This window comes from Pseudomonas sp. AC532 (assembly GCF_979258965.1).
On record NZ_OZ409888.1, the window covers coordinates 4,424,270 to 4,450,485 of the forward strand.

Genomic DNA, 26,216 nt, shown 5'->3' on the forward strand with positions numbered 1-26,216 from the left:
CGCTGCGCCGCCGCCTTGCGCCGTGGCGAATGCATACCGGGTGTGTCGTTGGTGAAAGCGGGCCTCCATCGGTCGTGGCCCATACAGTTTTTGCAGGCAACGCGGTAGAGTGCGCGAGTCGCCTACCGAGTTGCGTCCCATGCTCAACGCCCGCCTCATGCGCCTTGACGATCAGGCCCACGAACACACCCACGACCACCATCAACTGGTGATGTCGGTGTCCGGGCGTGCCGAGTTCGAGGTGGTGGGCCGCGGCGGCGAAGTGTGCCGGATGCGTGCCTGCCTGGTGCCCGGCGATGCCGATCACCAGTTCGCCGGCATCGGTGACAACCGCATGCTGATCGTCGACCTCAACGATCAGGACATGTCCGCCGAGGACCTGCAGCTGCTCGAACATCTGTTCGACACCCCGCGCTACCCGCAACTCGATGCCGACTTCCAGCATCTGCTCTGTTATGCCGGCGCCGAACTGGAGCGCTATGGCAGCGACCCGCTGCTGGCACGCTCGCTGGGCGGCGTGCTGCTGCGGGCCCTGCACCTGCGGTTGTTCGGCGAATCGGCCGCACGCAGCCATGGGACGATGGATGTGCAGCGCCTTGACGGTTACATCGCCGACAACCTGGCGAGGCGCATCAGCGTGGCGGAACTGGCCCATGTCGCCTGCCTGAGCCCGAGCCATTTCCACGCCCAGTTCAAGGACAGCGTCGGCTTAACGCCGCACCAGTACCTGCTCAAGACTCGCCTCGACCGCGCCACGCGGCTGCTGCGCGAGAGCGGCCTGCCGCTGGTCCGTATCGCCGAGGAATGTGGGTTTTCCAGCCAGAGTGCGCTGACCACCGCCATGCGTCGCTACATGGGCCTGACGCCCAAGCGCCTGCGCGGCAGCGAATAAATCCCTCTCGAACGAGCGCTCGAACGACGGCTTTTCGTCTGTACTGCCAGGCTTGGTGGCGTTTTGACATTATCGCCTTGAATAAAGCGTGAAGTTATTCACATGGGCAGCTAATCTTTCTCGCAGGCCACCCAGCAGGGTGGTGCGGCTCGGCCCCGCTACAAGGCTGGCGTGTTCTGGACGGGTTCTCATGACCAAAAGGTTTCTCTTCGCGTTGCACCTCTGGCTGGTCGGTTCCCTGGCCGTCGCCGAGGCCGCCAGCCTGCAAGGCGAACTGGTGGACGCCAAAGGCGCGCCGCTGGCCAATACGGTGATCACCCTGCAGGGCCCGGCCGATGGTGCCGCTGCCCCTGGCAAGGCGGTTATGGACCAGCAGGATATGCGCTTCGTGCCTACCGTACTGGCCGTGCGCAGCGGCACCTCGGTGACCTTCCCGAACCGCGACGACATCCGCCACCACGTCTATTCGTTCTCGGCCCCCAAGCGTTTCGAACTGCGCCTGTACCAGGGCACGCCCAGCGCGCCGGTGGTGTTCGACAAACCCGGCCTGGTGGTGCTGGGCTGCAACATCCACGACTGGATGGTCGGTTACGTGTACATCACCGACGACCCCTGGTTCGCCGTCAGCGATGCCGCAGGCAAGGTGCTCATCGACAACCTGCCGGCCGGTGAGTATCGCGTCACCCTGTGGCACGCGGCCTTGCCGGACATGCGGCCGCAGGCTGCAGGTACCCTGAAGGTCGAGGCGAGCACCGTGCAGCAACGCTTCCAACTGCCCGTCGAGGCGCCCAGCGAAACCGAGCCACCGGGTGCGCCGCCCAGTGCCTTCGGCGACGCCTTCAAGAAAGCCGTGGAACATGGTTCGCACTAGTTTCCAGGCCCGCATCGCCAGTGTGCTGATCCTGCTGCTGCTCGTGGTGGTCGGTGCGCTGTACTTTGCCGTGCAGGCGGCGACCACTGCCTCGATTCGCACCCAGGCCCGCGAACAACTGGACGTCGGCACCGGCGTGTTCGGCCAACTGCTGGATGTGCACGCACGTCAGCTCAGGGATGCGGTGCAGGTCCTGACCACCGACTTCGGCTTTCGCGAGGCAGTGGCCAGCGGCGACGAGGCGACCATCCGTTCGGCATTGTTCAACCATGGCGCGCGCATCAATGCCGGCGTGGTGATGATGTTCGACATGGACGGCAAACTGTCTGCCAGCACGCTGACGCCGCTGTCGGCGCCACGCGCCGAGCAGATCAACGCGCAGGTGGGCCGCCAGGGCCAAAGCTTCCTGATGCCCTTCGACGGCAGCATCTACCTGCTGGTGCAGGCCACCATCAGCGCGCCGCTGCCCATTGCCCGCCTGATCATGGGCTTCGCCATCGACGACAGCTTCGCCCGCGAGCTGAACCAGCTGACCCATCTTGACCTGACCCTCACCGGCAGCATGGACGGCCAGCCCGACGTGCGCGTGAGCACCCTGGACGACATGCCGATGATTGCCTTCGAGGGCGACAGCGGCGAAGTGCTGCATGGCGGCGAGCCCTTTCTGGTGCAGCGCCTGGTGCTCGCCAGCGGCGAGGGCTTCCGGGTGCAGGCGCTGTTGCAGCGCTCACTCGAGCAGGCCCGCGGCTCGGTGGCCGCGCTCAACCAGAAAATCCTGCTGATCGCCGTGGCCGCGTTGCTGGCCTCGCTGGTCGGGGCGCTGCTGCTGGCGCGCAGCCTGTCGCGGCCGATCCGCCACCTGGCAGGTGCTGCCGAGCGGGTCGGGCAGGGTGACTACGATGTGCCGCTGGCGCTCAACCGCGGTGATGAACTGGGTAGCCTGGCCAAGGCGTTTCACAGCATGCAGCAGGCACTTGCCGAGCGTGAGCGGCAACTGGCGCATAATGCCTTGCACGACTCGCTGACCGGCTTGCCCAACCGTAACCTGGCGCTGGAGCGCCTGGGCAGTGCCATCGCCGCAGACCGCCACATCGCCTTGCTGTATCTGGGTATCGGAAACTTCCGCACGGTCTGCGAGAGCTGCGAGGCAGGCGGCGGCGACCGCGTCATGCAGCAATTGGCCAATCGCCTGAAAGTGGTGCTGCGGCCCGCCGACAGCCTGGCGCGCATGGTCGGTGACGAGTTCGTTCTGCTCCTCGAGGGCAGCGACATCGACAATGCCGTGGCCACTGCCGACCGCGTCCAGCAACTCTCGATGAAGCCGTTCCGGGTCGATAATGTGGACATCGCCCTGGACTGCCGTATCGGCATCGCGGCCTATCCGGCCGATGGCACAACGCCCGAGGATTTGCTGCGCCGCGCTGCCGTCGCCATGCAGGACGCCGGGCATCTGGCCGGGCGCATTCAACTGTACGAGAGCGGCCTGGATGCCGCCCAGCAGCGCCAGGTGCAGCTGATCCGCGACCTGCGCCGTGCGGCGCAACAGGGCGAGCTGCTGCTGCACTACCAACCCAAGCTGGATATTCGCAACCCGGCGAAGCTCCAGGCCGAAGGCCTGCTGCGCTGGCAGCACCCGGTGCTGGGCATGGTGTCGCCGGGTGAATTCATTCCGCTGGCCGAGCGTACCGGCAGCATCCAGATACTCACCGCCTGGGTGATCGAGGAGGGCGTGCGGCAGTTGCAGCAATGGCGCCAGCGCGGGTACAGCGTGCAGCTGTCGTTGAACATCTCCACCGAGGATCTGGTGGATCCCGATTTGCCGCTGCGCGTCGCTCGCTTGCTGGCGCATTATCAGGTCGACGCCTCGCAGCTGATCTTCGAGATCACCGAAAGCGGCGTGATGCTCAACCCCGCGGTAGCCCTGCAGGTGCTGCACGGCCTGCGCGACAAAGGCATCGGCCTGTCGGTGGACGACTTCGGCACGGGGTATTCGTCACTGGCGCAGCTCAAGCGCATGCCGGTGCAGGAGTTGAAGATCGACCAGACCTTCATCCGCGACCTGCACGACACCAGCGAAGACGCGGTGATCGTGCGCTCGACCATCGAGATGAGCCATAGCCTTGGCCTCAAAGTGGTGGCCGAGGGCGTCGAACTGCAGCGCAGCCTGGACCTGCTCGACCGCTGGCATTGCGACAGCGTGCAGGGTTACCTGATCAGCCGGCCACTGGCGCCCGAGGCCTTCGAGGCCTGGATGCAGCGGCCGTTAACGTCCCCCGTTTCTCTGGTGTATTGATCGTGGCCTTACTTCAACTGACCGGCGCACTCCTGTTCGGCCTGTTCACCAGTGCAGCGGTGGCGGGCGACGGGCGTTTGCTCGTTACCGGTGGCGCCACCAGCCTGGAAGGCGCTGCTGGCGGCGGCATCACGCCGTGGGCGGTGCTGTCCGGGTATGGCGAGCAGGGCGAGTGGGGCGCGGACGTGTTCGCCACGCGCGTGGAAACTGGCGACTATCGGCTCGACGTGGCCGGTGTGGCCGCGGCCTATGGCAATCGCATCGAGCTGTCCTACGCTCGCCAGCGCCTCGACCTGGGCAACCTGGCGCGCGATTTGAGCCTGCCCGAGAACAGCCTCAGCCAGGATATCTTCGGCCTCAAAGTGCGGCTGTTCGGAGACCTCATCTACGACCAGCTTCCCCAGGTGTCGCTGGGTATTCAGCACAAGCGTCAGAAGGATTTCCTGATTCCCAGCCTGATCGGCGCGCAGCGCAACGAAGACACCGAAGGCTACCTGACCGCCAGCCGGCTGATTCTTGGCGGGGCCTTCGGCTACAACTTGCTGCTCAACGGTGGCGTGCGCTACAGCCGCGCCAACGAGCTCGGGCTGCTGGGCTTCGGCGGCGACCGCCGGGACCGTCATTCGGTGCTCAAGGAAGGCTCCGTGGCGGTGCTGCTCAACCGCTACTGGGCGGTGGGCGTGGAGTACCGCGAGAAGCCGGACAATCTCAATTTTTCCGGGGAGAGCGACTGGGCCGACCTGTTCGTCGGTTATTTCCCCAACAAGCACCTGGCCATCGTGCTGGCGTATGCGCGGCTGGGCGAGATCGCCACGCTGGATGATCAGAACGGTGCCTATCTGTCCGTGCAGGGGAGCTTCTGAGCATGCTGCGTTCACTCTGCCTGGCGTTTTTTTCCCTGGTGCTTCTGGTCGGCTGTGCTCAACAGCCCGCCACGGACGACAGCCTGTACCGTGAACTGGGCGAGAAGCCTGGCATCACCCGCATCGTCGAGGGCATGCTGCTCAACGTGGCCGGCGACGAGCGCATCGTGCAGTTCTTCACCCGTGTCGATATTGCCGGGCTGCGCGACAAGCTGGTCGACAAATTCTGCGTGATTGCCGGCGGGCCATGTGTGTATACCGGCGACACGCTGGAGGAAAGCCACAAGGGCCAGAGCCTCACGCCGAGCCATTTCAATGCCCTGGTCGAAAACCTGCAGGCCGCGATGGACAGCGAGGGCGTGCCGACGCCTACCCAGAACCGTCTGGTGGCGCGCCTGGCAGCCTTGCGCGGGCAAATCATCGCTAAGTGAGGCGCTGTGCCGCGTTTGTTTTCTCGTTGAGCAAATAGGCTTAAAGTCGCTGCCGTCTTTCTGCCTATTTTTCCGCGAGCCGCTCATGTCCGTTACCTGGCACTGCAAACACCACGCCGATCTGAGCAAACACGAGCTGTACGCCGCCCTGGCGCTGCGTACCCAGGTGTTCGTCGTCGAGCAGAACTGCCCGTACCTGGAAGTCGACGGCCGTGATCTCGAAGGCGATACCTGCCATCTGCTGGGCTGGCAGGGCGATGAACTGGTGGCCTACCTGCGCCTGCTCGACCCCGCGCTCAGTCAGGGTGATGTGGTCATCGGCCGTGTAGTCACCGCCGCCAGCGCACGCGGCACCGGGCTTGGTCACGGCATGATGGAGCAGGCGTTGCTGGCCTGTGCCCAGCGCTGGCCGGGCGTGCCGGTCTACCTGTCCGCCCAGGCGCACCTGCAGGGTTACTACGGGCGCTACGGTTTCGCCGCGGTGACCGACGAATACCTGGAAGACGATATCCCGCACATCGGCATGCGCCGCACGCTGTAAGCGACAGCGCTACGGCACGATCTGGTATGCCAGGCTCACCTTGTGTGGGGGCTGGAATGTGGGAGCGCGCCATGCGCGCGAAAAGCTCACGGGCATGGCCCGTTCCCACAGTAGTGAACTAGGCGCCCCGCCCGTTCCCACAACCTTGCGAAATCAGCAGCCCGCAGGATGGGCGCCAGCCCATCAAGCCTGCAGCCGAACGACAAAGGCGGCCCGCTGCCGCCCACCACCGCTCAGTGGAAGTCCCGACTGCGTACATCCAGCCCCAATAGCCAGTCGGTCAGGTCGACCAGCCGGCCGGCGATCACATGCTGCACGCCGTTGGCGGCTTCCAGGTGGCCGTCGATGCGCAGCAATTGAGCCTGCAGTAGCGTCTTGCGTTGGCGCTCGGCGAGGTCCAGGCGCACCAGCACGTTGATCATGCCAAACTCGTCTTCGAGGGTGACGAAGGTCACCCCGCTGGCGGTTTGCGGGCGCTGGCGGCCGATGACCAGGCCAGCCACGCTGACCATCCGCCCAGGCTCCACGTGCTGCAGCTCGCGACGACTGCGGCAGCGGGCCGCACGCAGCTTGCCGCGCAGCAAGGACAGCGGGTGCGGGCCGAGCGTGGTGCCCAGCGTCGCGTAATCGGTCAGCAGGTTTTCGCCGACGCTGGGGCGTGGCAGGGCGATGGCGGTTTCCGTTGGCGCCGGCAGGCTGGCGAACAGCGGCAATTGCGGCTCCACGCCGGCGATGGCCCAGCGCGCCTGGTGGCGATGGCCAACCAGTGCCTGCAACGCGCCGGCATCGGCCAATCGCGCGCGGGCGTTATTATCCAGCGTGGCGCGCTGGCACAGGTCGGTGATGTCGTGGAAGGGCGCAACGCTGCGGGCAGCGACGATGCGTTGCGCCGCATCCTGGCGAAACCCTTTGACCAGGCGCAGACCGAGACGGATCGCCGGTTGCGGTTTGTCGATGGCTTCCAGGGTGCAGTCCCACTGGCTGTGGCGCACGTCCACCGGATGAATGCGCAAGCCGTGGCGGCGGGCGTCCTGCAGCACCTGGTCCGGGTTGTAGAAGCCCATCGGCCAGCTGTTGATCAGCGCGCAGGCGAAGGCCGCCGGCTCATGGCACTTGAGCCAGCAACTGGCATAAGTAAGCAGGGCGAAACTGGCCGCATGGGATTCGGGAAAGCCATAGCTGCCGAAACCCTTGATCTGCTCGAAGATGCGGCCGATGTATTCGAGGGGATAGTCTTTCTCGAGCATGCGCTCTGTCAGCCGCTTGCGGTGTGGCTCCAGGCCGCCGTGGCGCTTCCAGGCGGCCATGGAACGGCGCAATTCGTCGGCCTCGCCCGGGGTGTAGTCGGCGGCGATGATTGCCAGCTCCATCACTTGTTCCTGGAATAGCGGTACGCCCAGGGTGCGCTCGAATACCGGCTTCAGTTCTTCGGAGGGGTAGGTCACCTCTTCCTCATTGTTACGACGGCGCAGGTAGGGGTGCACCATATCGCCCTGAATCGGCCCCGGCCGCACGATGGCCACCTGGATCACCAGGTCGTAGAAGGTCTTTGGCCGCAGGCGTGGCAGCATGGCCATCTGCGCGCGGGACTCGATCTGGAACACGCCCACGGTGTCCGCGCGGCTGATCATCTGGTAGGTGGCCGGGTCTTCCGGCGGCAGGCTGGCCAGTGTCCAGCGTTTGCCGCGGTAGTGCGCCAGCAGGTCGAAGCAGCGGCGCAGGGCGCTGAGCATGCCCAGGGCCAGCACATCGACCTTGAGCAGGCCGATGGCGTCGAGGTCGTCCTTGTCCCACTGGATCACCGTGCGGTCGGCCATGCTGGCGTTTTCCACGGGCACCAGGGTGTCCAGCGGGTTCTCGGAAATCACGAAGCCGCCCGGGTGCTGCGAGAGGTGGCGCGGAAAGCCGATCAGCTCGCCCGCCAGCACCAGCACGCGGTGCAGCACCTTGCTCTGCGGGTCGAAGCCCGCTTCACGCAGGCGTTCGGCATCAGGAATGCGGTCGCTCCAGCGCCCGCAGCAGGCGGCCAGGGCGTTGATCTGGTCCGGCGGCAAGCCCAGCGCCTTGGCGACATCGCGAATCGCCCCGGCGCCGTGATAGGTGCTGACCACCGCGGTAAGCGCCGCCCGCTCGCGGCCATAGCGGCGGAACACGTACTGGATGACCTCCTCGCGACGGTCATGCTCGAAATCCACGTCGATATCGGGCGGCTCGTTGCGCTCGCGGGACAGGAAGCGTTCGAACAACAGCCGGCTGTTACCCGCCATCGGGTCCAGCTCGGTGATGCCGAGGGTGAAGCACACCGAAGAGTTGGCCGCCGAGCCTCGTCCCTGGCAGAGAATCGACTGCTCACGGGCGAAGCGCACGATGTCGTGCACGGTAAGGAAATAGCTTTCGTACTGCAGTTCGCCGATCAGCGAGAGTTCTTTCTCTATCTGGGCGCGTACCTTTTCACTGATGCCGCCAGGCCAGCGCCAGCGGATGCCGTCCTCGACCAGCGTGCGCAGCCAGGAACTGGCGTCGTGGCCAGCCGGCACCAGCTCATGGGGATAGTGATACTTGAGGGCGTCGAGGTCGAACCGGCAGCGCTCGGCAATGCGCAGGGTTTCAGCCAGCAACCGCGGCGGGTACAGCTCTGCCAGTTCCTCGCGGCGGCGCAGGTGCCGCTCGCCATTGGCGAACAGGTGGGCGCCGGCTTCGGCCACCGGCAGGTGGTGACGGATCGCCGTCATGCAGTCCTGCAGGGCGCGGCGGCCGCGGGCATGCATGTGCACATCGCCGCAAGCGACTGGCGCGATACCCAGCTGCCCGGCCAGGCTCAGGCACTGCTGCAGGTAGGCCGGGTCATCGGCGCCACGGTGCAGCTCCACACCCAACCACAGGCACTCGGGCAAGCGTGCCTGCAGCCAGGCGCCAGTGCTGCTGTCATCCTCCGGGCGGGGCAGCCAAATGGCCAGCAAGCCTTCGGGCGCCGCGGGCAAGTCATCATCCAGCAGCCGGTAACGGCCTTTCTCCGCCCGCCGTCGGGCGCGGGTGATCAGCCCGCAGAGCGCCTGATAGCCGCTCAGGTTTTCTGCCAGCAGGACCAGCCGGGCGCCGTTCTCCAGCGTCATTTCACTGCCGACGATCAAGGCGACTTCATGCTTCCTGGCGGCCTGCCAGGCACGCACGATGCCGGCCAGGGTGCATTCATCGGTGATCGCCAGCGCGCGGTAGCCGAGCAGGCGCGCGCGCTCGAACAACTCATCGGCGCTTGAGGCGCCACGCTGGAAGCTGAAGTTCGACAGGCAGTGCAGCTCGGCATACTCGGGCGGGCTCATGCGAACCACCCGTGCAGCAGCAGGGGGCCGTCTTCACCAACGCTGCGAAACGCCCAGCCGCGCTGGCCATTGCGGGTTTCCACCAGGTAATAGTCGCGGCGTACGTCCTCGCCATCCCACCAGCCGGACTCGATGCGCTCCGGCCCTGTGAGAATGCGCAGCCCGGCTTCGCGCAGCACCTGCGGTTCCGCCAGCAGCCAGGTGGGGCGCGCGCCGCTGTGGCGGGTCAGCGAACTGCTGACCGTCTGCGTGCGCCAGGCTTTTTCCGGGCGATGGTCGGCGTGGGCGTTCAGGCCATGCACGGCGTCGTCACCCAGGCGGGCGCGCAGGCGTTCGCGCAACTGCTCCCAGCCCAGGGTCTGCTGCGGGCGCTCGTCGAACAGCGCCTGGTGCTGCGGCACGAACACCGGCAGATCACGAGCCACCAAGCGGATCGCCAGTACCGGTGCAGGCAGTTGCACCTGCTCCAGGCGGCCGCGGGTGTACTCCAGCAGCATGGCCGCCTCCCGTTCGGCGCTGAGCAGGCCGACCGGCACCTGGCTGTCATCGCCCACGCGGTGCTCCAGGTGCACCACGAAGCGCTGTACGCCACAATCCCGGCCCGCCAGGTAGGCGGCCAGGTCGGCCGTCAGACGGCGCAGCGGAAACAGCAGCGCCTGGGTCGACTCGACCTCGAAGTGCAGCTCCAGGCGCGCATCGAACACATCCGGTGGCCGGTAATAGTCCAGCGCCAGCGGGCGCACGCCCATTAGCGTATCCAGTTGCACAAGCAGCTCAGCGGGAAAGCGTCGCGCCAGGCTGTCACGCGGCAGCGCCTGCAACTGGCGCACCTGGCGCAGGCCCATGCGGGCCAGCGCGGTAGCCAGCTCGGCAGGCAGGCCGATACGGTCCAGCGGCATGGCCGCGATGCGCTGGCGCAGCGCCTGTTCGTCGCTCACCACCAGGCCGTCATGCAGGTTGGCGAGCATCCGCGCCGCGGCCGGGTTGTGCGCCAGGGTGATGCGGTGCCGAAAGCCCAGCGCGGTCAGCTCCTCGCGCAACCGCGCCTCGAACCGTGGCCAGGGGCCAAACAGGGCAAGGCTGGAGTGCACCTCCAACAGCAGGCAGCGTGGGTAATGCAGGCTCACCTGAGAGCTGAAACCATAGGCCCAGGCAGCCAGGAAGGTGCGCCAGCGCTCGATCTGGGCCGGGTCATACTCGGCGCTGGCAAAGGCGCAATTGAGCGACTGCGCGGCGGTCAGCGTCTGCCCGGGGCGCAAGCCAAGCGCCCGCGCCGAGGGTGTGACCGCTTGCAGCAGCCGGCGCTGCGGCGGGCCGCTGAGCAGCACCAGCGGCGTGTCGCTGTCTTCACGGCCACGCAACATCCCGTCCATGGCCAGTTGTGGCAGCAGAATGCAGGCCCAGCGCATGTCATCGACCCCAGGCGCTCAGGGGAAACGCGCGCGCCGGCGGCTGTCCGCCACGGCACTTGAGCACGCGCACCTGGGCCGGCTGCGCCTCGATGGTCAGGCGCAAGGCCGCGGGCGAAGGGTTCTGCGCCTCGTTCAGCGGGCGGTAGGCGAAGGCCAGGGTCTGCCCGGTTTCCGCGGCGATCTGCAGGCGGCGCAGGGCGCGGTCATCGGCGCGCTGAGGCCAGAGCACCACGGCGCCGCAACTGCCTGAACGCAAACACTGCTCGGCTGCCCACAGAGCCTCGCGGGCGGGCGCCTGGATCAGCGCCAACTGCGCCATCTCCACTCCAGCCGCCAGCCAGGCGGCGGGGTAGGGCAGGTAAGGCGGAGCAACCAGCACCACCCGCTCCCCCGCACCGCTCAAACGCGCCAGCGTGGCCAGCAGCAGGCGCAACTCACCCACACCCGGGGCCGCCACCAGCAGCTCACTCAACGCCGCCTCCGGCCAGCCCCCGCCTGGCAGTGCTGCATCCAGCACAGGGTTGCCCGTAGGCTGATGACCGCTAGGCGCGACAATGCTCTGGCCACGCCAGATACGGCGTTCATTGAGCAAATGATCGAGGGCGACGACAGAAGACATGGCAATCGGACGGCAGAAAAATACTGTTCAAATGTACAGTATTTTGCGCAGGCGACAAGCCAGCATCCGCCGAGTGGATCGCTTCGCACTCTGCTCGATCGATAGCAAGTCGGAGGCAGACCAGGCCGCATGACCGAGCGCAGTAGGTTCCATACGGCCTGAGGCGCCAAGTCGTTCAATGCCTCGATGGCCTGGGAGGCTTCACCCACAAGGCCTGGGGCCGTTAGCAAGCGTGTTTGGCGTGAGCCATTGCCAGGCAGATCGAGGCAAGCAATTGAAACCAAGCGAAAAAAATCGCCAGACGGGCTTCGCCAAAGCGATTTCTACTGATATCATGCGCGCCGCCTGGGAAGATGCCGGAGTGGCCGAACGGGACGGATTCGAAATCCGTTGTATCAGCGATGGTACCTAGGGTTCAAATCCCTATCTTCCCGCCATATCTCAAGCCTAAGCCCCTGAAATTCCTAGAGTTTCGGGGGCTTTTGCTTTTCAGGGCATACCGACTGTCGAAAGCCCCTGTGGCTTATCGCTCAACCCTTGAGCGGGGGCCACATCCTGGCGACATGCACCAGTGCGAGAATCCAGACCGCATCATTTTCAGTCTGATAGACGAGCCGGTAGTTTTCGTGGGGAATCAGTTCGCGGGTGCCGACGATCTGCCCCAACTTGCCCTTGTCAGGGAACACCTTCAAGGATGCTGCAGCAGCACTGAATAGCTCATCCATGCGTACGGCTGCTGGAGGGTTATCTGTCGCAATGTAGTCCCATATATCCAAACGATCCTGCTCAGCTTCGGGCGTCCAGATAACCTTCATTCGTGTCCCAATGCCTTTGCACGGCGTGCAGCGAATGCGGCTTCTACATCTTCATTGGATCGGCCACGGCCAGCCTCAACAGAAGCTCTAGCAGCAGTCACTTTGCGTTGAACGAATTCATCATGTGCCTTGGCTTGCTGTTGCTGACTGATGTAATCGCGCATGAGGTCACGCATTACCTGGGAGGCCGGGAGGTGTGCAGCTTGCGCAGCAGCCATGAATCCGTCACGCAGTTCAGGCTCCAGCTTCAGGTTGAATACAGCTTCTTTAGCCATGACAGACACCTCTGGTCGTGTGTACGACGTATATACGTTTTCAAGCATGGTAAGCCAAGACTCAGAGACTGTCAGCAAATACGGGATCTGGCGCGATCAGGTTGATGAAGCGGCGATAGTCACCAACAGGCCCGAATTTAACGGCGTCCTGCAGGTGGTCCGGTGCGAGATGCGCATAGCGCATGGTCATGGCCAGCGATTGATGGCCTAGGATTTTCTGCAGGGTCAGGATGTTTCCACCGTTCATCACGAAGCGACTAGCGAAGGTGTGGCGTAAAACGTGGGAAGCCTGACCCGCAGGTAGGACCAGCTTGGTAGCGTCCAGGGTCTTGTCGAAGCTGTTGAGGCAGTTCGAGAACACGCCATGAAGCTTGAAGTGCCGGTGAATCTGCTGTTCCAGGAGCGGGTCGATAGGGATCGAGCGAACGCGCTTGCCCTTGGTGTTAACGAAGGTCACCAGTCCGCCGCGTACTCGTTCCGGCGTCAGTGCCTGTGCTTCACCCCATCGAGCACCCGTAGCGAGGCAGATCGCGGTGATCATGGCGACGTGGGGCGTTCTGCAGCGCTCATGAATGACTTGGAACAGGTGGTCGACCTGAGCATCGGTCAGGTAGGCCAATTCCTTTTCCTGCAGGCGTAGCGGCTTCACCCTGGCCAGCGGATTGGGGTAGTCGATTTCCTCAAGCTGGTGCAGCACGTTGAAGACGGAGCGCAGGTAGCCGAGTGGCAGTCCAGGCTGTGAGGTTGATACAGATACTTGTGCAAGAGTCATGGCCTCCGTTCCCCTTGCTGAGCCTGGGCGAACGACGATTCCAGGCGGTGGACGAGTTCGGCGTTCAGGGAGCGGCGCGAAGCTTTAGCGGCTTGCTCTACCTGGGCGCGAAGGGCAGGGGGCATACGGAGCTTGAATTGCGGATCTGTGCGACTCATGCCGTCCATTCCTGTTCAAGCAGCCAGTGGCGGAGCATGGCGCTGTTGACCATGCGGCGTTTGCCGAGCTTTACGCTGGGAATCACGCCCCGCATTGCCCAGGAGCGAGCTGTGTCCTAGGTAATGCCGTTGCGATCCGCCCAGGTTTCGATGGTTTCAACGTCCTGTTGCGGGCCTATCAGCTTGTTGGTGTCCAGCTGCTCCAGTCCCATGTCGTTCCGTGCCTATTCGTGTCAATATTGGGAAATTGAACTTGCTTCGTGTTAAATGTACACAATGTATATAATACACTTGGCTCCTATAATGTATATAGAACATCAATGGCATTTTTCAATGGCAGACGGGATTGCCGATAGAGCGCTTCAATTGCTGAGCAGCACCAGCCTGAAAGAGCTGGCACCTGTAGGAAGCAAGGATTACGTGCGGTGGCAGAACATTAAAAGAGGAAAGGCGCGGCTTGGTGCCGAAGAAGTGGAGCATCTGGGGAGGATGTATCCTCAGTACCGCTGGTGGCTCATGACGGGGGAGGTCATGCCAGATAAAGGCCAAGTCAGCCCCGACTACGAAGAGGCCAACCGAAACTTGCCCAATCAAAACGCGGGATAGCGATTACAACGGAAGTAGCTAGGCGCTGGTATGCCCGGTCTAATGTTAATTAAACATGACAAGTACTTTTGGTGCTTGCAGAATTTGGGTGGTTTATGGAAAGCATTGATGCTGGAAAAACGTTAAATTTATATCCTATTGATTATCCGTTTGAAACATTGTATTCGCGGATAAAATCATCTGTGCCTAAGTTGATATTGGATCCCGACTTTCAACGAAAATATAAATGGGATAAGGAGGGGTGGGAACGTGCCTCGCGGTTCATTGAATCTTGCTTAATGAGAATACCGTTGCCCTCTTGTTACTTTGCTGAAACTGAAAGTGGTCAGCATGAAGTCATAGATGGGGTGCAGCGCTTAACGACTATAGTTCGGTTTTTTGACGATGAATTCGCGCTGGAGGGAATGAGCGCTTTTAGAGAACTAGAGGGCAAGAAATTTTCTGAGTTGGGGCAATACAAAACTGAGCTAGAGGCTACAACGATTCGCTGTATTGTTCTTCGTAAAGAAAATCCAAAGTCCTTGATTAGAGAGATTTTTGCAAGGCTAAATCAGGGAGCGGTTAAGCTTTCAGATCAAGAGATCAGACATGCGATTTACCCAAGTAAATTTACGGATTTGCTTAAAGAGTTAGCTGAGCTGGAAGAAATTTCGAAGTTTGCAATGGGAGAAAAAAGCACTGTTAAGCGGGACAGTCAGGAAGGCGAAGAGCAGGTTTTACGATATTTCGCTCTGAAGGGGGAATTAGAAGGTTATCAAGATAAGCTATCGAAGTATCTAGATTGGTATATATCAAGTCAAAAAGATACGAGTGAGAAAGAAATACTAGCCTACAGGAAGGACTTTAAAAGTACGCTTAAGAAATGCGTAAAGGTCTTTGGGGATAGCGTATTTGTTGATACGAATAAAAGATATGCCCGGCAAAGCATGGTTCATTATGATCTGTTAATGTTCAGCTTTAGTGGTATTCCAGAAAAAGCTTTGATGGATAAGCAAGATGAAATCAAAGCCGGCTTTTCTGAGCTTTGCAAAATGCCACAGTTTCAGAAAACATTGTCGTCAGGGTTGCAAAACAAAGGATCTATTTTAAAGCGCAGATCCTTGTGGGCTAAAATCTTGGGAGACATTATGAATGGATGAGGAAGCTATAAAGCATAAATATATTGAACTGATGGAGTCTATAGAACAGATTATTGAAGAGACGGAAGGACGTGTGCTAGCAGTAACGCCTGACGTATTTTTCGAAAATAATGTTAATTTCTTTGTTAAAGCTTATTTGATTACAATTTGCACATATTTAGAGTCGTATCTGAAAGATATTGCTCATTGTAGAGTGGAACTGATCTCTAATAAAGTAAAGGAAGCGAAGGTTCCGCAGAACCTGATCAGGTGGTATTTAGCGGACTTCAAAGAATTGAAAGATGGTCATGCTAAATTTGAAGATTTAGTGATTAAAATTAAGAAGAAGGATCTTGGGGATCATATTTCAGGGCAGCCTCATAGGACTTTCGATTTATTTAAATACATAGGCTTGGATCTTAATGCGTGTGCTGGTTTTACAGAGGGTAAAGAAGGAATCAAGAACATTGTGAATAAAAGAAATAATATAATACATCACAATGATGACGCCTCGGACGTAACACTTGGGGATTTGTTGGTTTACACTGCAAATGTAAAGTCTTATATGAGCGCCATAGCTGATACGGTGCAGCAAAATAATAATATATTTCGCTGATTTTAAAGGCTAGCCGATCTTAAGTACCCAAGGACTGGTGATGAAAGCTGACAAGGACGATATTCCTGATTACCTAAAGCCACGCAAGAAACAAGGCCCATGGCGTAAGCTGGCTATCCTTGGTATTGGCTCTGCAATCTTTTGGGGCCTGGTTACAGTATTTGCAAAACCCATCGTGATCGACGTGGCACAACTCAAGCAGGCGATCCGCTTCGGCGGCGAACCCATATTTAGCCAACAGCCCGCACAGCCTCAGCAACCCCCAGCCGAAGGGCTACAAGGCAATGATCAAGACTGGATCAGATCAAGCCAAGCCCAACAGACCATCCAAGCCAATCGTGAGCTTGAAGAATGGTCACGCCAACGTGCCCAGGAAACTCACGAACGGCAAACTGTGTTCAACGATAATAACTACACACCAAAGCAGTCTGTAAACACCTACAAGCCGGCACCCGTACCAGTTCAACAGATCGCATCAGTTGAGCAGCCGAGACAGCAGCAACGCACCGTAGAGCGTGAACGTACTTCCAGATGGATCAAAAGCTGGAATGTTGGCACCAACTATCTGGCCGAGTGGATATCGATTAACAACCACATCGACGGCACCACCGTATGCGCAAACCACAAGCGCGGATCAATCGACTACCGCGAATGTCGCAAAGCTGCGAAGCAGCATTACCACGAAGAGTGCAAAAATTGGCGGTCAAGGTACGAAAGTGACCGTAAAGAACAAAGTGATCGGATGAAAGCTCGATATTGCGGGGCAGCTAGTAGCTTTAGCCCAATGGGATAGAAACGGGAAGCTGGACAAAGGAACAAGGGAATGATAATTTTTTCTTGGGTTTATAGGCAGATTTTTTGTCATGCTTCTGTGACAAGTGGCAACAACGTTGGGCGCCATTGCTCCCAATTCCCTCCCAGAGTGATCCACTCAATAGGTCGCTCCGATACGCGTAAGAGTGCCTATAAACCCTCTTTCAATATAATTCCATTATGTCTCGTTTGATTAGCCTGCAGAGTGCAAGTTCTTTGAGAGAGCTTGCAGTGGTGCTTGGTTATAAGCCTAAGTATCTTTCTTATATTCTATACATAAAGCCTAAGAAAGACCTTTATAGAGAGTTTGAAATACCTAAGAAGAGCGGCGGTGTAAGAAAAATTGCGGCGCCGTGTGATGAACTTAGGGCTCTACAAAGAAAACTTGCAGACTTCCTTCAGGACTCGATTGAAGAAATTAATGCTGCTAAAGGCAACAAGATATCTATATCTCATGCATTTAAAAGAAAGCACTCAATAGCGACAAACGCATTTGTACACAAGGGTCGGCGTTTTGTGTTTAATGCTGATCTTGAGGATTTTTTTGGGAGTATAAATTTTGGGCGAGTTCGAGGCTTTTTTATTTCAAATAACGACTTTAAGCTAAAAGAGCCTGTTGCAACTGTTATTGCGCAGATCGCTTGCCACAATGGAGCTCTGCCTCAGGGTAGTCCATGTTCTCCCGTCATATCAAACCTTATAGGGCACCTTTTAGATATAAGGCTTGCTCAGTTAGCAAAGGCGCAAGGGTGCACTTATTCGCGCTACGCGGATGATTTAACATTCTCTACTAATAAATTTTCTTTCCCGAAGCACGTTGCCAAAGCAATTGAAGGCACTGGTCAGTGGGATATAGGAAGTAAAACAAAGAGAATTATCAAAAACTCAGGGTTTCAGGTAAACGCTAAGAAAACTAGGATGCAGTTCCGAACATCATCGCAAGCCGTAACAGGGCTTGTGGTTAACAAGAAAGTAAATGTTAACTATCGCTATCAGCGATCTGTGAGGGCTATGGCTGATAGTCTTTTTAGAACTGGAATATTTTACCTTCCGCATTCAAAGGATTTTGAAGGGCCAAAAAAACCCGGCTCTATAGAGCAACTGTCAGGGATGCTAAGCTATATCCATATGATAATTGAATTCAATCGCTCTATAAGATTGAATGGCGCTATAGATACTCAAAGTGCTAGGGATCTTTTGGGGATTGAGAAGGTTTACCGAAAGTTTCTCTTTTATAGGAAGTTTTATGCGAACCCCAAGCCATTAGTCATCTATGAGGGTAAAACCGACGCAATTTATCTGCGCTGTGCAATGAGATATTTCGCACGGCTTGGTGTTTTTCCTGAGCTCGCAGAGAAAAAGAATGATGAGTATGTGTTTAATGTTGAATTCTTTAGGTTTACTAAGACTACATCCAATATCTTGGGTTTGACTGGTGGGGCTGAGCAGCTAAAGAAACTTATTGCTGAGTATTCAGACGTTTGTCAGAAGTTCAAAGCGCCGGGTAATATTAAACCTGTTGTTATGGTTGTTGATAATGACAAGGGAGCTAAGAATATATATAGCCTCATAAAGCAAATTCAAGGCTTGTCTGAACCCGTCGACGGAAGCAGAGGAATGTACAATGCTGTTAGAAATCTTTTTGTTATTCCTACGCCAAAGAATGGCAAACCGGAAAGCATGATAGAGAACTTCTTCAGTGATGAGACTTTAGCGCTAAAGCTGGGGGATAAGACCTTTAATTTCTCGAGTGATTATGACACCTCCTCAAGTTATGGAAAAAATACATTTGCAGAACATGTTGTAAGCAAAAATCAGGAGTCAATTGATTTCTCCAGGTTTCATCCAATTCTGGAGAACGTAGTGAAGGCTATAAAATTTTATCAACAGCCAGCACAAAAGAGTGAGGAGCATTGAAGTGTCGAAAACACTGTGCGTCATAGCTACGAACTGACACGTTAAGGTCCCTTGGAATCACAAATTGGCACGTACTGCGACGCACTGAAACCGCTCAAAAGCGGGTTTCAAATCCCTATCTTCCCGCCATACCAAACAAAACCCCGATGCTTTTCAGCATCGGGGTTTTGTCGTTTCTAACCTGGCTAACTCAACAATTCCATAGAAAGTCTTCCCGCCTCAAACCCTATCCAGATCCGAAGCGTCGTGGCGCTCGGGTACTTGCTCGGCTTCATCACCCCAGGTGCGGTTCACGCGCTTGCCGCGTTTGACGGCAGGGCGGTTGGCGATTTCGTCGGCCCAGCGCAGTACGTGGGGGTATTCATGCACGGCGAGGAATTCGGCTGCCGAGTACACGTTGTTTCTCACCAGTTCGCCGTACCAGGGCCACACGGCGATGTCGGCGATGGTGTAGCTGTCGCCTGCCAGGTAGCGGTGTTCGGCCAGGCGCTGGTTGAGCACGTCGAGTTGGCGCTTGGCTTCCATGGTGAAGCGGTTGATCGGGTATTCGAATTTCTCCGGTGCGTAGGCGTAGAAGTGCCCGAAGCCGCCGCCCAGGTAAGGCGCTGCGCCCATTTGCCAGAACAGCCAGTTGAGGGTTTCGGTGCGGCCGGCTGGGTCCTTCGGGAGGAACTCGGCGAATTTTTCCGCGAGGTACAGCAGGATCGAGCCAGACTCGAACACGCGGATGGGCGTATCGGTGCTGCGGTCGAGCAGGGCGGGAATCTTCGAGTTCGGGTTAACGCCCACGAAACCGCTGGAGAATTGCTCGCCTTCGGAAATGCGGATCAGCCAGGCATCGTACTCGGCGTCGGCATGCCCGAGCGCCAGCAGTTCCTCGAGCAGGATGGTCACCTTCACGCCGTTGGGGGTGGCCAGTGAATAGAGCTGCAAAGGGTGCTTGCCGACCGGCAAGTCCTTCTCGTGGGTGGCGCCGGCGACCGGCCGGTTGATCTTGGAGAACTGGCCACCCGAGGCTTCCAGGTGTTGCCAGACTTTGGGCGGTACGTAAGTAGATTCGCTCATCGATTCCTCGCTATCGGCTCATGAACACTGCATGTGCGGCCTAGGCTATCTGGATTGTGCGAGGCATTCGACTGCGTAGCGCGCATGTTGCTCATTATCGCGGTTGATGTGCCAGCCTGGCAGGCGGCAGGTGAGCAGCGGCGGGAACCCTGGGCCTGCCTCCTGCTGTCCACTTGTTCATGGCCTGTAAAACATCGAACAGAGAAGGAGTGCGGCGGTGACCGAAAAGCGGATTACGGCGCAGCATCTGGGGCTCAAGGCGGGGCTCGACGATGCGCAGGAGGCAGCACTGTTCAAGTGGTTGCTCGCGAGCTTCCTGTTCGGCAAGCCCATCCAGCAATCGGTTGCCGAGCGGGCTTACCGGGTGCTCGTCGAGCAGCATCGGCTGGACTCACCCGCCAGGCTCGTCGGCTGCAGCAAACAGCATTTGGTGCGCATGCTCGGCCAGGCGCGCTACGTTCGCTATGACATCTCCACCGCTGAGCGTCTCTTGAAGCTCGGCACCAAGCTTATCGACGACTATGCGGGCACGCTCACCACCCTCCGCCAGCACAGCCCCAGCGAGGAAGACTTCGTGCGGCGCCTGAGCGAGTTCGAGGGTATAGGCCCGAAGACCGTGGAAATCTTCATGCGCGAGGCCGCGTTGGGTTTGTACGGCAGCGCATCGGCATATGGAGGATGAGCGCCGCAACCTTTCGGTAGCGCTCGCATGCGTTTTCGAGTCTGCGTGCGTGGCGCTACTGGCCCTGCGTGCGAACGCGCTCGCGAGCGGTCTTCTTCTGCAGGATCACCGACGCTTCGTTGTAGGCATCCTGGAAGGCTTCGCTGCCGATCCACTGCACCGCCGCGTCCTCGTCGTCATCATGGAAGATGCCACGGTAGATGATCAGCAGGCCCATCATGAAGTCGGTGGCCGCGTCTTCCTCCTCCTCGGCTACCACCAGCTCCAGCACCGGGTATTGCAGGAACACCAGGCACATTGCGAGCAGGCTGATGCCTTCGCCCGCTTTCATGGCCTGGAACAGGTCATCGAAGTGAGCCGGGTCGAAGCCGTTCTCTTCGATGTCCTTGAAATCGAAGGTGCTCAGGTCGATCTCCACGTCATCGAAGGGTTCGTCGATCATCGGGTTGGCCAATACCGGATGGATGAGATTGGCCCTGGGCTGGCCCACACGGTTCTGCTTGGCCTTGGTCTTGGCCCGCTGGGCGCGTTTTTTCTGCTTGTCGAGGGAGGCCATGGCGGCGAGTTCCTTGTGGGGAGCTGGAAGCGGATGCGCATTGTATTCAGTCTTGCCCATTTCGTTGGGCAACTTTGCAGAACCCTCATGGACCGGTTCGCAAATTGGCTGTCGATGGTGCGGCCGCCCCTTGGCAAACCCTTCGCCCGGTTCTAGATTGCCCACAGCGCAGCCCGCGCTCCGCAAGGGAATTGATCGATCATGCTCGCTCGCCAGACGCTCGCATTGCTGCTGCTGTGCAGCCTTTCCACTCAGGCGCTGAGCCAGGTATATACCTGGGTGGACGAGAAGGGCCAGAAGCATTTTGGCAGTCAGCCACCGCCCGCTCAGCAGCAGGTCGAGGCCGTGACGGTCAAGCAGGGGTATGCCGGTGAGCCGCGAGCCGCAGTGTCCGCGGCGCCTGTCGAGGCTGCGGCGGGGGAAGCTGTTGCAGGCAAGCTCTCGAGGCGTGAGATGTGTCAGAGCGCCATGCACTGGACGGCTATCGATCTGCAGAACCTGAGGGAGATCGCGCAGGAGCGCCGGGACGCTGGCCGAATCACCGCGGCCGAATACCAACAGGGCCAAACGAACCTCGCCGGCGCCGAACAGCGAATCACCTTGCAGGACTGCCTCACCAGTTCCGCTGAAGACCGGCAGCGCTATGAGTGCCTCTCCAAAGGCGCCGGTGTTCTGGCCTGTTCCGGGCTGCTTTCCGCAGCCATGGATGAGGCCGAAAAGGAGGCCAGGGCACGCGTTCGAAAACCGTGAGCCGGCCTCGCGCTTTCAGGCGAGCGTTCCGCCATTTTGGCGCGCGTGCTTGATGTCTCTGGAGGGTGGCGCGCCAAAGCGTCGGGCGTATTCACGGCTGAACTGCGCGACGCTTTCATAGCCCACCCGCAACGCAGCGGTATTCACGTCGATCCGGTCGGTGAGCATCATGCTGCGCGCCGCCTGCAGCCTTAGCTGCTTCTGATATTGAACGGGGCTGGTGCCGGTGAGTTTTCGAAAGTTATGGTGCAGCGTGGAGCTGGCCATTCCTGAACGCTCGGCAAGATCAGCCACGTGCAGCGGCTTGTCATAATGGTGCTTCAGCCACTCGATGGCTCTGACGATGCCTTTGTCTCGGTAGCCATCACGGGTCACGCTGCGCAGCCACGGGCCTGCAGCCCCGAGCAGCAGCCGAACACAAATCTCTCGCTTGATCAGATCCGACATCAACCCTGCTTCCAGCGGTCGGTCGATCAATGCGGCCAAGCGCTCGAACGCGTCGAGCATTTCCCTGGGCGCCGCGCCCGATACGAATCCCCGCGCCTTGTGAGTGGCTTCCTGCTTTGCCGGTGCCAGGGTCTGGATCACTTCATTGAGCATGGCCAGGTCGAGCTTCAATACCAATGAAAGATAAGGCGTCTGTTCACTGGCTGCGGTTACACGCGCCAGCGTTGGAATGTCCACCGATGTGACGAAGAACACGCCGGGGCCGAATTCGCAGGCCTCTTCGCCAAAGATGATTTCCTTGGCACCCTGCAGAATGATGGCTACGCAAGGCTCGTAGATGCAGTAGGTCGGGGTTCCCAGATCGGCCATTCGGTAGAAGGTCAGGCCGGGTATCGAGGTTTGGTGAACCTCGTCGAATCCTGTTGCCGACGCCACGCGTTCAATCAGTTGGTTGAGTGCCAGAGAGGTTTCAGCGGGGCGCACTGGTTCGCCCAGGGCGACAGGCCGTGCAGTGCCGACAGCGGGTTGGGAGGAGGATACGCCGGTCATGATTGCACCCCTGCTCATGGAAGTGTCGAGTCTGCTGAGAGACTGTGATCAGCACAAGTGCATCGGCAGGATTGTGCAAAAGATAGGCCGCATTAGGGTCACCCAACAAGTCGCCCTTGCTCTAGTTTTCCAGCACCGATGCCGGCTTTTCTGAAGCCCTTGCCCCTTGTGCCGCGAAAGGAAAACCAGATGGACAGACGAGACTTTCTTACCTTTTCAGCGGCTGGTGCCGTTGCAGCCACGTTGCTGCCGACAATGAGCGTTGCTGGTACGGCACCTGCTGCTTCGCTCCCGGCATCCTTGACCGAGCGCGGCAGCGTGATGCGTACGGAAGGGAAAATCGTGCGTGCGAATCTGCCTGCCAATTCGCCTTCCCATAAGATGCGCTACATGACGCCTCACCGTTTTGGCATGGGCGGCACGCAGATCGGCAATATTTTCGAGCCGATAAGCGACCAGCAGGCGGCTGCGGTTCTGGAGGCCGCCTGGGGAGCGGGCGTGAGGCTTTACGATACCTCTCCGTTCTACGGGTTTGGCTTGAGCGAGTACCGCTTGGGTCGCTTTCTGCATAACCGCAATCCCGATGAATACGTCGTATCCACTAAAGTGGGACGGGTGCTGACGGCGGCAGGAGGCAAGCGCGCAGACCATGCCATCTGGAAGTCGCCAGCGCCTTTCAATTATCGATACGACTATACCGCCGCAGGCGCGCGGCGCTCCGTGGAGGACAGTTTGCAGCGCCTAGGCCTGCCGCGGCTCGACATCGTGTTCATCCATGACCTGTCGCCCGATAACACCGAGCTGGAGGGCGGCTGGGAGGCGGCCTACCGGATTGCCCGTGAAGGGGCGATGGTCGAGTTGGAAAAAATGCGCGACGAGGGCCTAATCAAGGCCTGGGGCTTTGGCATCAATACGCCCAATGCTGCCGTGCAAGCGGTGACAAACGATGATCCCACTCCCGACATCGTGCTGCTGGCCTGCCAGTATTCGCTACTCGATCACGCCGACGCGCTGCGCAACACATTCCCCGCCTTGCAGACAAAGGGCACCAGCGTCATGGTGGGTACACCGCTCAATGACGGGTTCCTCGGTGGGCGCAGCCGTTTCAACTTCAGCCCGGACATTCCGGCGGGCGCCGTTGAGAAGCGTGCGCGAATCATGGCCATTGCCAGGCAGCACGGCATCGACATCCACACCGCCGCCTTGCAGTTCGCCGCAGCGCATCCGCAGGTGTCCGCAATCGTGCCTGGCGCACGGGTACCAGGGCAGATCGTCTCCAATGTGCAGGCAATGAAGGTCGGTATTCCTGCTGCTTTCTGGAGTGAGTTGAAAAGCCAGAAGCTGATCGATGCCCAGGCGCCGGTTCCGGCCTGATCATGTTGAATAGCCACCGGCTGCGATCTGGTGGCGATCTTGCGCAAGCGCGTCGGTCACGGGTGACCACCGCTCCGCCAAATGATTGTCGAGCTGCAACATAACTGTCACAGATTATTCATAAGATCTTCGATCTTTTCCCTCCCGTTCGAGATTTTCATGAGCCTTGGTCGTTCGCTACGTGCCCAATTGGTGTTGCTGATTGGCGGTGGCCTGGTGTTGATGTTGTTGATTGCATTAGCCGGCTTTGCGTTGTTGTCGCGGCAATTGGACGGTTACCAGGCATTGCTGCGCGGCCCCCTCGAAGAGGCGCGGCAGGTGGATGGCGCCAACGTGGCGTTCAAGATCCAGGTGCAGGAATGGAAGAACGTTCTGCTGCGCGGCACTGACGAGACGCAGCGCAACCGCTACTGGCAGCAATTCCAGAGCGAAGAAGCACGGGTGCAAACGCAGATTGGCCACCTTATCGACATGGCAGGCAGTGCCGAGCTGCGGCAGCGCCTGAGCGAATTGCGCCGTGCCCATGCCGAAATGGGCCAGGCGTATCGCCGCGGTTATGAGGCGTTTACTGCGGCTGGTTTTTCCGCCGAGGCCGGTGATGCTGCCGTGAAGGGTATCGACCGGGCGACCACCGAGCAGTTGTCGTTGCTGGTCGATGAGCTGCACGCGCGCAGCCAGGCGAGCGCCACGCAGTTGAGCGAGATCGCCCAGCGCAGCGTGCTGTTCGGCAGTCTGGCGATGCTCGGGCTTGGCGTGCTGTTGGCGTTGTTCAGTGCCTGGTTGGTAAACCGGCGCATCACCACGCCGCTGTTGCAGGCGACCGGGCAGCTCGATCTGCTCAGCCGTGGGCAGTTCGGTGCGCGTTTGAGCGAAGGCCGCGAGGACGAAGTGGGCCGCCTGGCCCAGGCAGCCAATCGCCTGCGCGAGTTCATGCAGACGCTGTCGCAACAGCTGCGCCGCGGCACGGGTGAGCTGGACGCCGCCACCCATGAACTGAGCAGCGTGGCCGGGCATATCGGTCACGGTATCCGCGAGCAGTTTTCGCGCACCGATCAGGTGGCCACGGCCATGCACGAGATGAGCGCAACGGCCGACGAAGTGGCGCGGCATTGCGCGAGCGCAGCCCGTGCAGCCGATGACGCCGACCTGGCGGCGCGCGAAGGCGAGGCGACCATGGCCCGCACCATCGCCACCATCGAGCAGATGCATGGTGAAATCACCCGCACCTCGGCAGTTATCACCCGGCTGGAAAGCGACAGCGAGCGCATTGGCGGCGTGCTGGAAGTGATTCGCGGCATCGCCGACCAGACCAACCTGCTGGCCCTCAACGCGGCCATCGAAGCGGCGCGGGCGGGCGATGCCGGCCGGGGCTTCGCAGTGGTGGCGGACGAAGTGCGCAACCTGTCGTTTCGCACTGCCAGCTCGATCAGCGAAATCCACCAACTGATCGCCAACGTGCAGGGCGCCTCGAAGGAAGCGACCGCGGCGATCAGCGCCGGTGCTCAGCAGAGTGCGGCGGGCCGTGCCGAGGTTGGCGCGGCCGGCGAGCGTCTGCATAGCATCACCCTGGCGGTGGAAGCCATCCGCGACATGAACCGGCAGATCGCCACGGCTGCCGAAGAGCAGACCTCGGTGGCCGAAGACATCGCCCGCAACCTGGCGGAAATCGTTTCCATCGCCCAGAGCAACGAAGCCGACCTGCAGCGCAGCGAGTCGGCGAGCCGCGCGATGCAGGGGCTGTCCGGTGACCTGTCGACGCTGGCTGCGCGGCTTAAGGATTGATTGGCAAACCGTTCTCGCTGGGCTGTTTCCTCAGCCCAGCAGCAACAGCCCCAGCATGCCCAGCGCCAGGGCGATCAATACCAGCCCGGAGGCGCGTTCCAGTGTTGGTAGCGCACGCTGGAAACGCTGCAGCAACCGCCCATTGCCAATGGCCAGCGCCACCAGCAGGTCCCAGCCAAGCACCACGGCGAACATCCACACGCCATAGAACAGCTTCCAACCAGCGCTGCTGTGTGCGCTGCCCAGCATGCTCGCCAGGCTGACGTAGAACAGCGCGTTCTTGGGGTTGAGAATGCCGGACAGAAAGCCCATGCCGGCGGCTTGCCACCAGCTTGATTGTCTGCCTGGAACTACGCCGTGCGCGGCCTGCAGCACGTTGCTGCCAGCGTGGCGGATGAACAGCACGCCGAGATAAAGCAGGTACAGGCAGCCGACCAGTTGCAGCGCGATGAAGGGCACGCTGCCCGGCTGCAGCACCGACACGCCGGTAAACGCCGCGACGATGAACACCGCGTTGGCCACGGCGATGCCCAGGCAGGCGCCGCTGGCGACTCGCCATCCCGCAGCCAGCGAGGTACGGGCCACCAGAAAGAAATCCGGTCCGGGGGACAGCAGCGCCAGGAAATGGGCGGCGGCAATGAGCAGGAATTGTTGCATGGCGGGCATCGCTTCTCGAGAC

Annotated in this window: 25 protein-coding genes, 1 tRNA gene and 2 pseudogenes; 16 read left to right on the forward strand and 12 right to left on the reverse strand. The window is 59.8% G+C overall.

From position 1 onward, the window contains the following. The first annotated feature begins 139 nt into the window (after positions 1 to 139). The 6 genes from ACZ0AV_RS20520 to ACZ0AV_RS20545 all read left to right on the forward strand — a co-directional run bounded on the left by ACZ0AV_RS20520 (position 140) and on the right by ACZ0AV_RS20545 (position 5,891). Positions 140 to 892, forward strand: a complete 753-nt coding sequence (locus tag ACZ0AV_RS20520; RefSeq protein WP_499152730.1) for a helix-turn-helix domain-containing protein — start codon at positions 140 to 142, stop codon at positions 890 to 892. Between the two features lie 190 nt (positions 893 to 1,082). Next, a complete protein-coding gene (locus tag ACZ0AV_RS20525) occupies positions 1,083 to 1,763 on the forward strand; it encodes a methylamine utilization protein (RefSeq protein WP_499152731.1) in 681 nt (226 codons plus the stop codon). Next, positions 1,750 to 4,056 carry a bifunctional diguanylate cyclase/phosphodiesterase gene (locus ACZ0AV_RS20530; RefSeq protein WP_499152732.1) on the forward strand — a complete coding sequence of 769 codons (2,307 nt, stop codon included), beginning with the start codon at positions 1,750 to 1,752 and terminating at the stop codon, positions 4,054 to 4,056. The genes ACZ0AV_RS20525 and ACZ0AV_RS20530 overlap by 14 nt, the downstream gene beginning before the upstream one ends. Positions 4,057 to 4,073: 17 nt before the next feature. Continuing rightward, a complete protein-coding gene (locus tag ACZ0AV_RS20535) occupies positions 4,074 to 4,919 on the forward strand; it encodes a DUF3034 family protein (RefSeq protein WP_499153417.1) in 846 nt (281 codons plus the stop codon). A gap of 2 nt (positions 4,920 to 4,921) precedes the next feature. Then, the gene (locus ACZ0AV_RS20540) at positions 4,922 to 5,350 is read left to right on the forward strand and encodes a group I truncated hemoglobin (RefSeq protein WP_499152733.1); all 429 of its coding nucleotides are present in this window, start codon (positions 4,922 to 4,924) and stop codon (positions 5,348 to 5,350) included. 85 nt (positions 5,351 to 5,435) lie between these two features. Continuing rightward, a complete protein-coding gene (locus ACZ0AV_RS20545) occupies positions 5,436 to 5,891 on the forward strand; it encodes a GNAT family N-acetyltransferase (RefSeq protein WP_499152734.1) in 456 nt (151 codons plus the stop codon). A 233-nt stretch (positions 5,892 to 6,124) separates the two neighbouring features. On the opposite strand, the gene ACZ0AV_RS20550 is transcribed toward ACZ0AV_RS20545, so the two are convergent. Genes ACZ0AV_RS20550 through imuA form a run of 3 tightly spaced genes read right to left on the reverse strand, consistent with a single transcriptional unit; the run spans position 6,125 to position 11,242 of the window. Beyond that, positions 6,125 to 9,211, reverse strand: a complete 3,087-nt coding sequence (locus tag ACZ0AV_RS20550; protein WP_499152735.1) for an error-prone DNA polymerase — start codon at positions 9,209 to 9,211, stop codon at positions 6,125 to 6,127. After that, positions 9,208 to 10,620, reverse strand: coding sequence for a Y-family DNA polymerase (locus ACZ0AV_RS20555; protein ID WP_499152736.1), 1,413 nt, complete (start codon positions 10,618 to 10,620; stop codon positions 9,208 to 9,210). Before ACZ0AV_RS20555 ends, ACZ0AV_RS20550 begins: the two co-directional genes overlap by 4 nt. 1 nt (position 10,621) lies before the next feature. Then, a complete protein-coding gene (gene imuA, locus ACZ0AV_RS20560) occupies positions 10,622 to 11,242 on the reverse strand; it encodes a translesion DNA synthesis-associated protein ImuA (RefSeq protein WP_499152737.1) in 621 nt (206 codons plus the stop codon). A gap of 347 nt (positions 11,243 to 11,589) precedes the next feature. Between imuA and ACZ0AV_RS20565 the strand changes: the two genes are divergently transcribed. Continuing rightward, positions 11,590 to 11,679: transfer RNA gene (locus tag ACZ0AV_RS20565), tRNA-Ser, on the forward strand. Between the two features lie 93 nt (positions 11,680 to 11,772). Here the strand turns inward: ACZ0AV_RS20565 and ACZ0AV_RS20570 are convergent. The 5 genes and pseudogenes from ACZ0AV_RS20570 to ACZ0AV_RS20590 form a co-directional block, all read right to left on the reverse strand. Continuing rightward, the gene (locus ACZ0AV_RS20570; protein ID WP_499152738.1) at positions 11,773 to 12,057 is read right to left on the reverse strand and encodes a type II toxin-antitoxin system RelE/ParE family toxin; all 285 of its coding nucleotides are present in this window, start codon (positions 12,055 to 12,057) and stop codon (positions 11,773 to 11,775) included. Beyond that, a complete protein-coding gene (locus tag ACZ0AV_RS20575) occupies positions 12,054 to 12,332 on the reverse strand; it encodes an antitoxin of toxin-antitoxin stability system (RefSeq protein WP_499152739.1) in 279 nt (92 codons plus the stop codon). Before ACZ0AV_RS20575 ends, ACZ0AV_RS20570 begins: the two co-directional genes overlap by 4 nt. A gap of 61 nt (positions 12,333 to 12,393) precedes the next feature. Next, positions 12,394 to 13,056: pseudogene (locus ACZ0AV_RS20580) on the reverse strand (phage integrase); the annotation flags it as partial. Between the two features lie 44 nt (positions 13,057 to 13,100). After that, positions 13,101 to 13,271 (reverse strand): Arc family DNA-binding protein, encoded by a 171-nt coding sequence (locus ACZ0AV_RS20585; RefSeq protein WP_499152740.1) that lies wholly within the window; start codon positions 13,269 to 13,271, stop codon positions 13,101 to 13,103. Continuing rightward, positions 13,259 to 13,474: pseudogene (locus tag ACZ0AV_RS20590) on the reverse strand (helix-turn-helix domain-containing protein). Before ACZ0AV_RS20590 ends, ACZ0AV_RS20585 begins: the two are co-directional and overlap by 13 nt. A gap of 91 nt (positions 13,475 to 13,565) precedes the next feature. Here ACZ0AV_RS20590 and ACZ0AV_RS20595 point away from each other — a divergent pair. The 5 genes from ACZ0AV_RS20595 (at position 13,566) to ACZ0AV_RS20615 (ending at position 18,332) form a co-directional block, all read left to right on the forward strand. Further along, positions 13,566 to 13,868, forward strand: a complete 303-nt coding sequence (locus ACZ0AV_RS20595; RefSeq protein ID WP_499152741.1) for a DNA-binding protein — start codon at positions 13,566 to 13,568, stop codon at positions 13,866 to 13,868. A 71-nt stretch (positions 13,869 to 13,939) separates the two neighbouring features. After that, positions 13,940 to 15,007, forward strand: a complete 1,068-nt coding sequence (locus tag ACZ0AV_RS20600; RefSeq protein ID WP_499152742.1) for a DUF262 domain-containing protein — start codon at positions 13,940 to 13,942, stop codon at positions 15,005 to 15,007. Continuing rightward, entirely contained in the window at positions 15,000 to 15,602 is a 603-nt protein-coding gene (locus tag ACZ0AV_RS20605) for a HEPN domain-containing protein (RefSeq protein WP_499152743.1), read from the forward strand. Before ACZ0AV_RS20600 ends, ACZ0AV_RS20605 begins: the two co-directional genes overlap by 8 nt. 40 nt (positions 15,603 to 15,642) lie before the next feature. Then, the gene (locus ACZ0AV_RS20610; RefSeq protein ID WP_499152744.1) at positions 15,643 to 16,395 is read left to right on the forward strand and encodes a hypothetical protein; all 753 of its coding nucleotides are present in this window, start codon (positions 15,643 to 15,645) and stop codon (positions 16,393 to 16,395) included. A gap of 200 nt (positions 16,396 to 16,595) precedes the next feature. Then, entirely contained in the window at positions 16,596 to 18,332 is a 1,737-nt protein-coding gene (locus ACZ0AV_RS20615; protein WP_499152745.1) for a retron Ec67 family RNA-directed DNA polymerase/endonuclease, read from the forward strand. Positions 18,333 to 18,551: 219 nt separating this feature from the next. On the opposite strand, the gene yghU is transcribed toward ACZ0AV_RS20615, so the two are convergent. Next, the gene (gene yghU, locus ACZ0AV_RS20620) at positions 18,552 to 19,397 is read right to left on the reverse strand and encodes a glutathione-dependent disulfide-bond oxidoreductase (RefSeq protein ID WP_499152746.1); all 846 of its coding nucleotides are present in this window, start codon (positions 19,395 to 19,397) and stop codon (positions 18,552 to 18,554) included. Positions 19,398 to 19,614: 217 nt separating this feature from the next. Here yghU and ACZ0AV_RS20625 point away from each other — a divergent pair, with 217 nt between their 5' ends. Next, a complete protein-coding gene (locus tag ACZ0AV_RS20625) occupies positions 19,615 to 20,079 on the forward strand; it encodes a DNA methylase (protein WP_499152747.1) in 465 nt (154 codons plus the stop codon). 55 nt (positions 20,080 to 20,134) lie between these two features. Here the strand turns inward: ACZ0AV_RS20625 and ACZ0AV_RS20630 are convergent, their stop codons facing one another. Continuing rightward, positions 20,135 to 20,635 carry a hypothetical protein gene (locus ACZ0AV_RS20630; RefSeq protein WP_499152748.1) on the reverse strand — a complete coding sequence of 167 codons (501 nt, stop codon included), beginning with the start codon at positions 20,633 to 20,635 and terminating at the stop codon, positions 20,135 to 20,137. Between the two features lie 201 nt (positions 20,636 to 20,836). Here ACZ0AV_RS20630 and ACZ0AV_RS20635 point away from each other — a divergent pair, with 201 nt between their 5' ends. Beyond that, the gene (locus tag ACZ0AV_RS20635) at positions 20,837 to 21,385 is read left to right on the forward strand and encodes a DUF4124 domain-containing protein (RefSeq protein ID WP_499152749.1); all 549 of its coding nucleotides are present in this window, start codon (positions 20,837 to 20,839) and stop codon (positions 21,383 to 21,385) included. A 15-nt stretch (positions 21,386 to 21,400) separates the two neighbouring features. Here the strand turns inward: ACZ0AV_RS20635 and ACZ0AV_RS20640 are convergent, their stop codons facing one another. After that, a complete protein-coding gene (locus tag ACZ0AV_RS20640) occupies positions 21,401 to 22,381 on the reverse strand; it encodes an AraC family transcriptional regulator (protein WP_499152750.1) in 981 nt (326 codons plus the stop codon). 189 nt (positions 22,382 to 22,570) lie between these two features. Between ACZ0AV_RS20640 and ACZ0AV_RS20645 the strand changes: the two genes are divergently transcribed. Beyond that, positions 22,571 to 23,755 carry an aldo/keto reductase gene (locus ACZ0AV_RS20645; RefSeq protein ID WP_499152751.1) on the forward strand — a complete coding sequence of 395 codons (1,185 nt, stop codon included), beginning with the start codon at positions 22,571 to 22,573 and terminating at the stop codon, positions 23,753 to 23,755. A 1,173-nt stretch (positions 23,756 to 24,928) separates the two neighbouring features. Then, positions 24,929 to 25,537, forward strand: coding sequence for a methyl-accepting chemotaxis protein (locus tag ACZ0AV_RS20650; RefSeq protein ID WP_499153418.1), 609 nt, complete (start codon positions 24,929 to 24,931; stop codon positions 25,535 to 25,537). Positions 25,538 to 25,567: 30 nt separating this feature from the next. Here ACZ0AV_RS20650 and ACZ0AV_RS20655 read toward each other — a convergent pair whose 3' ends face one another. After that, positions 25,568 to 26,194, reverse strand: coding sequence for a LysE family translocator (locus tag ACZ0AV_RS20655; protein WP_499152752.1), 627 nt, complete (start codon positions 26,192 to 26,194; stop codon positions 25,568 to 25,570). Positions 26,195 to 26,216: the final 22 nt, after the last annotated feature.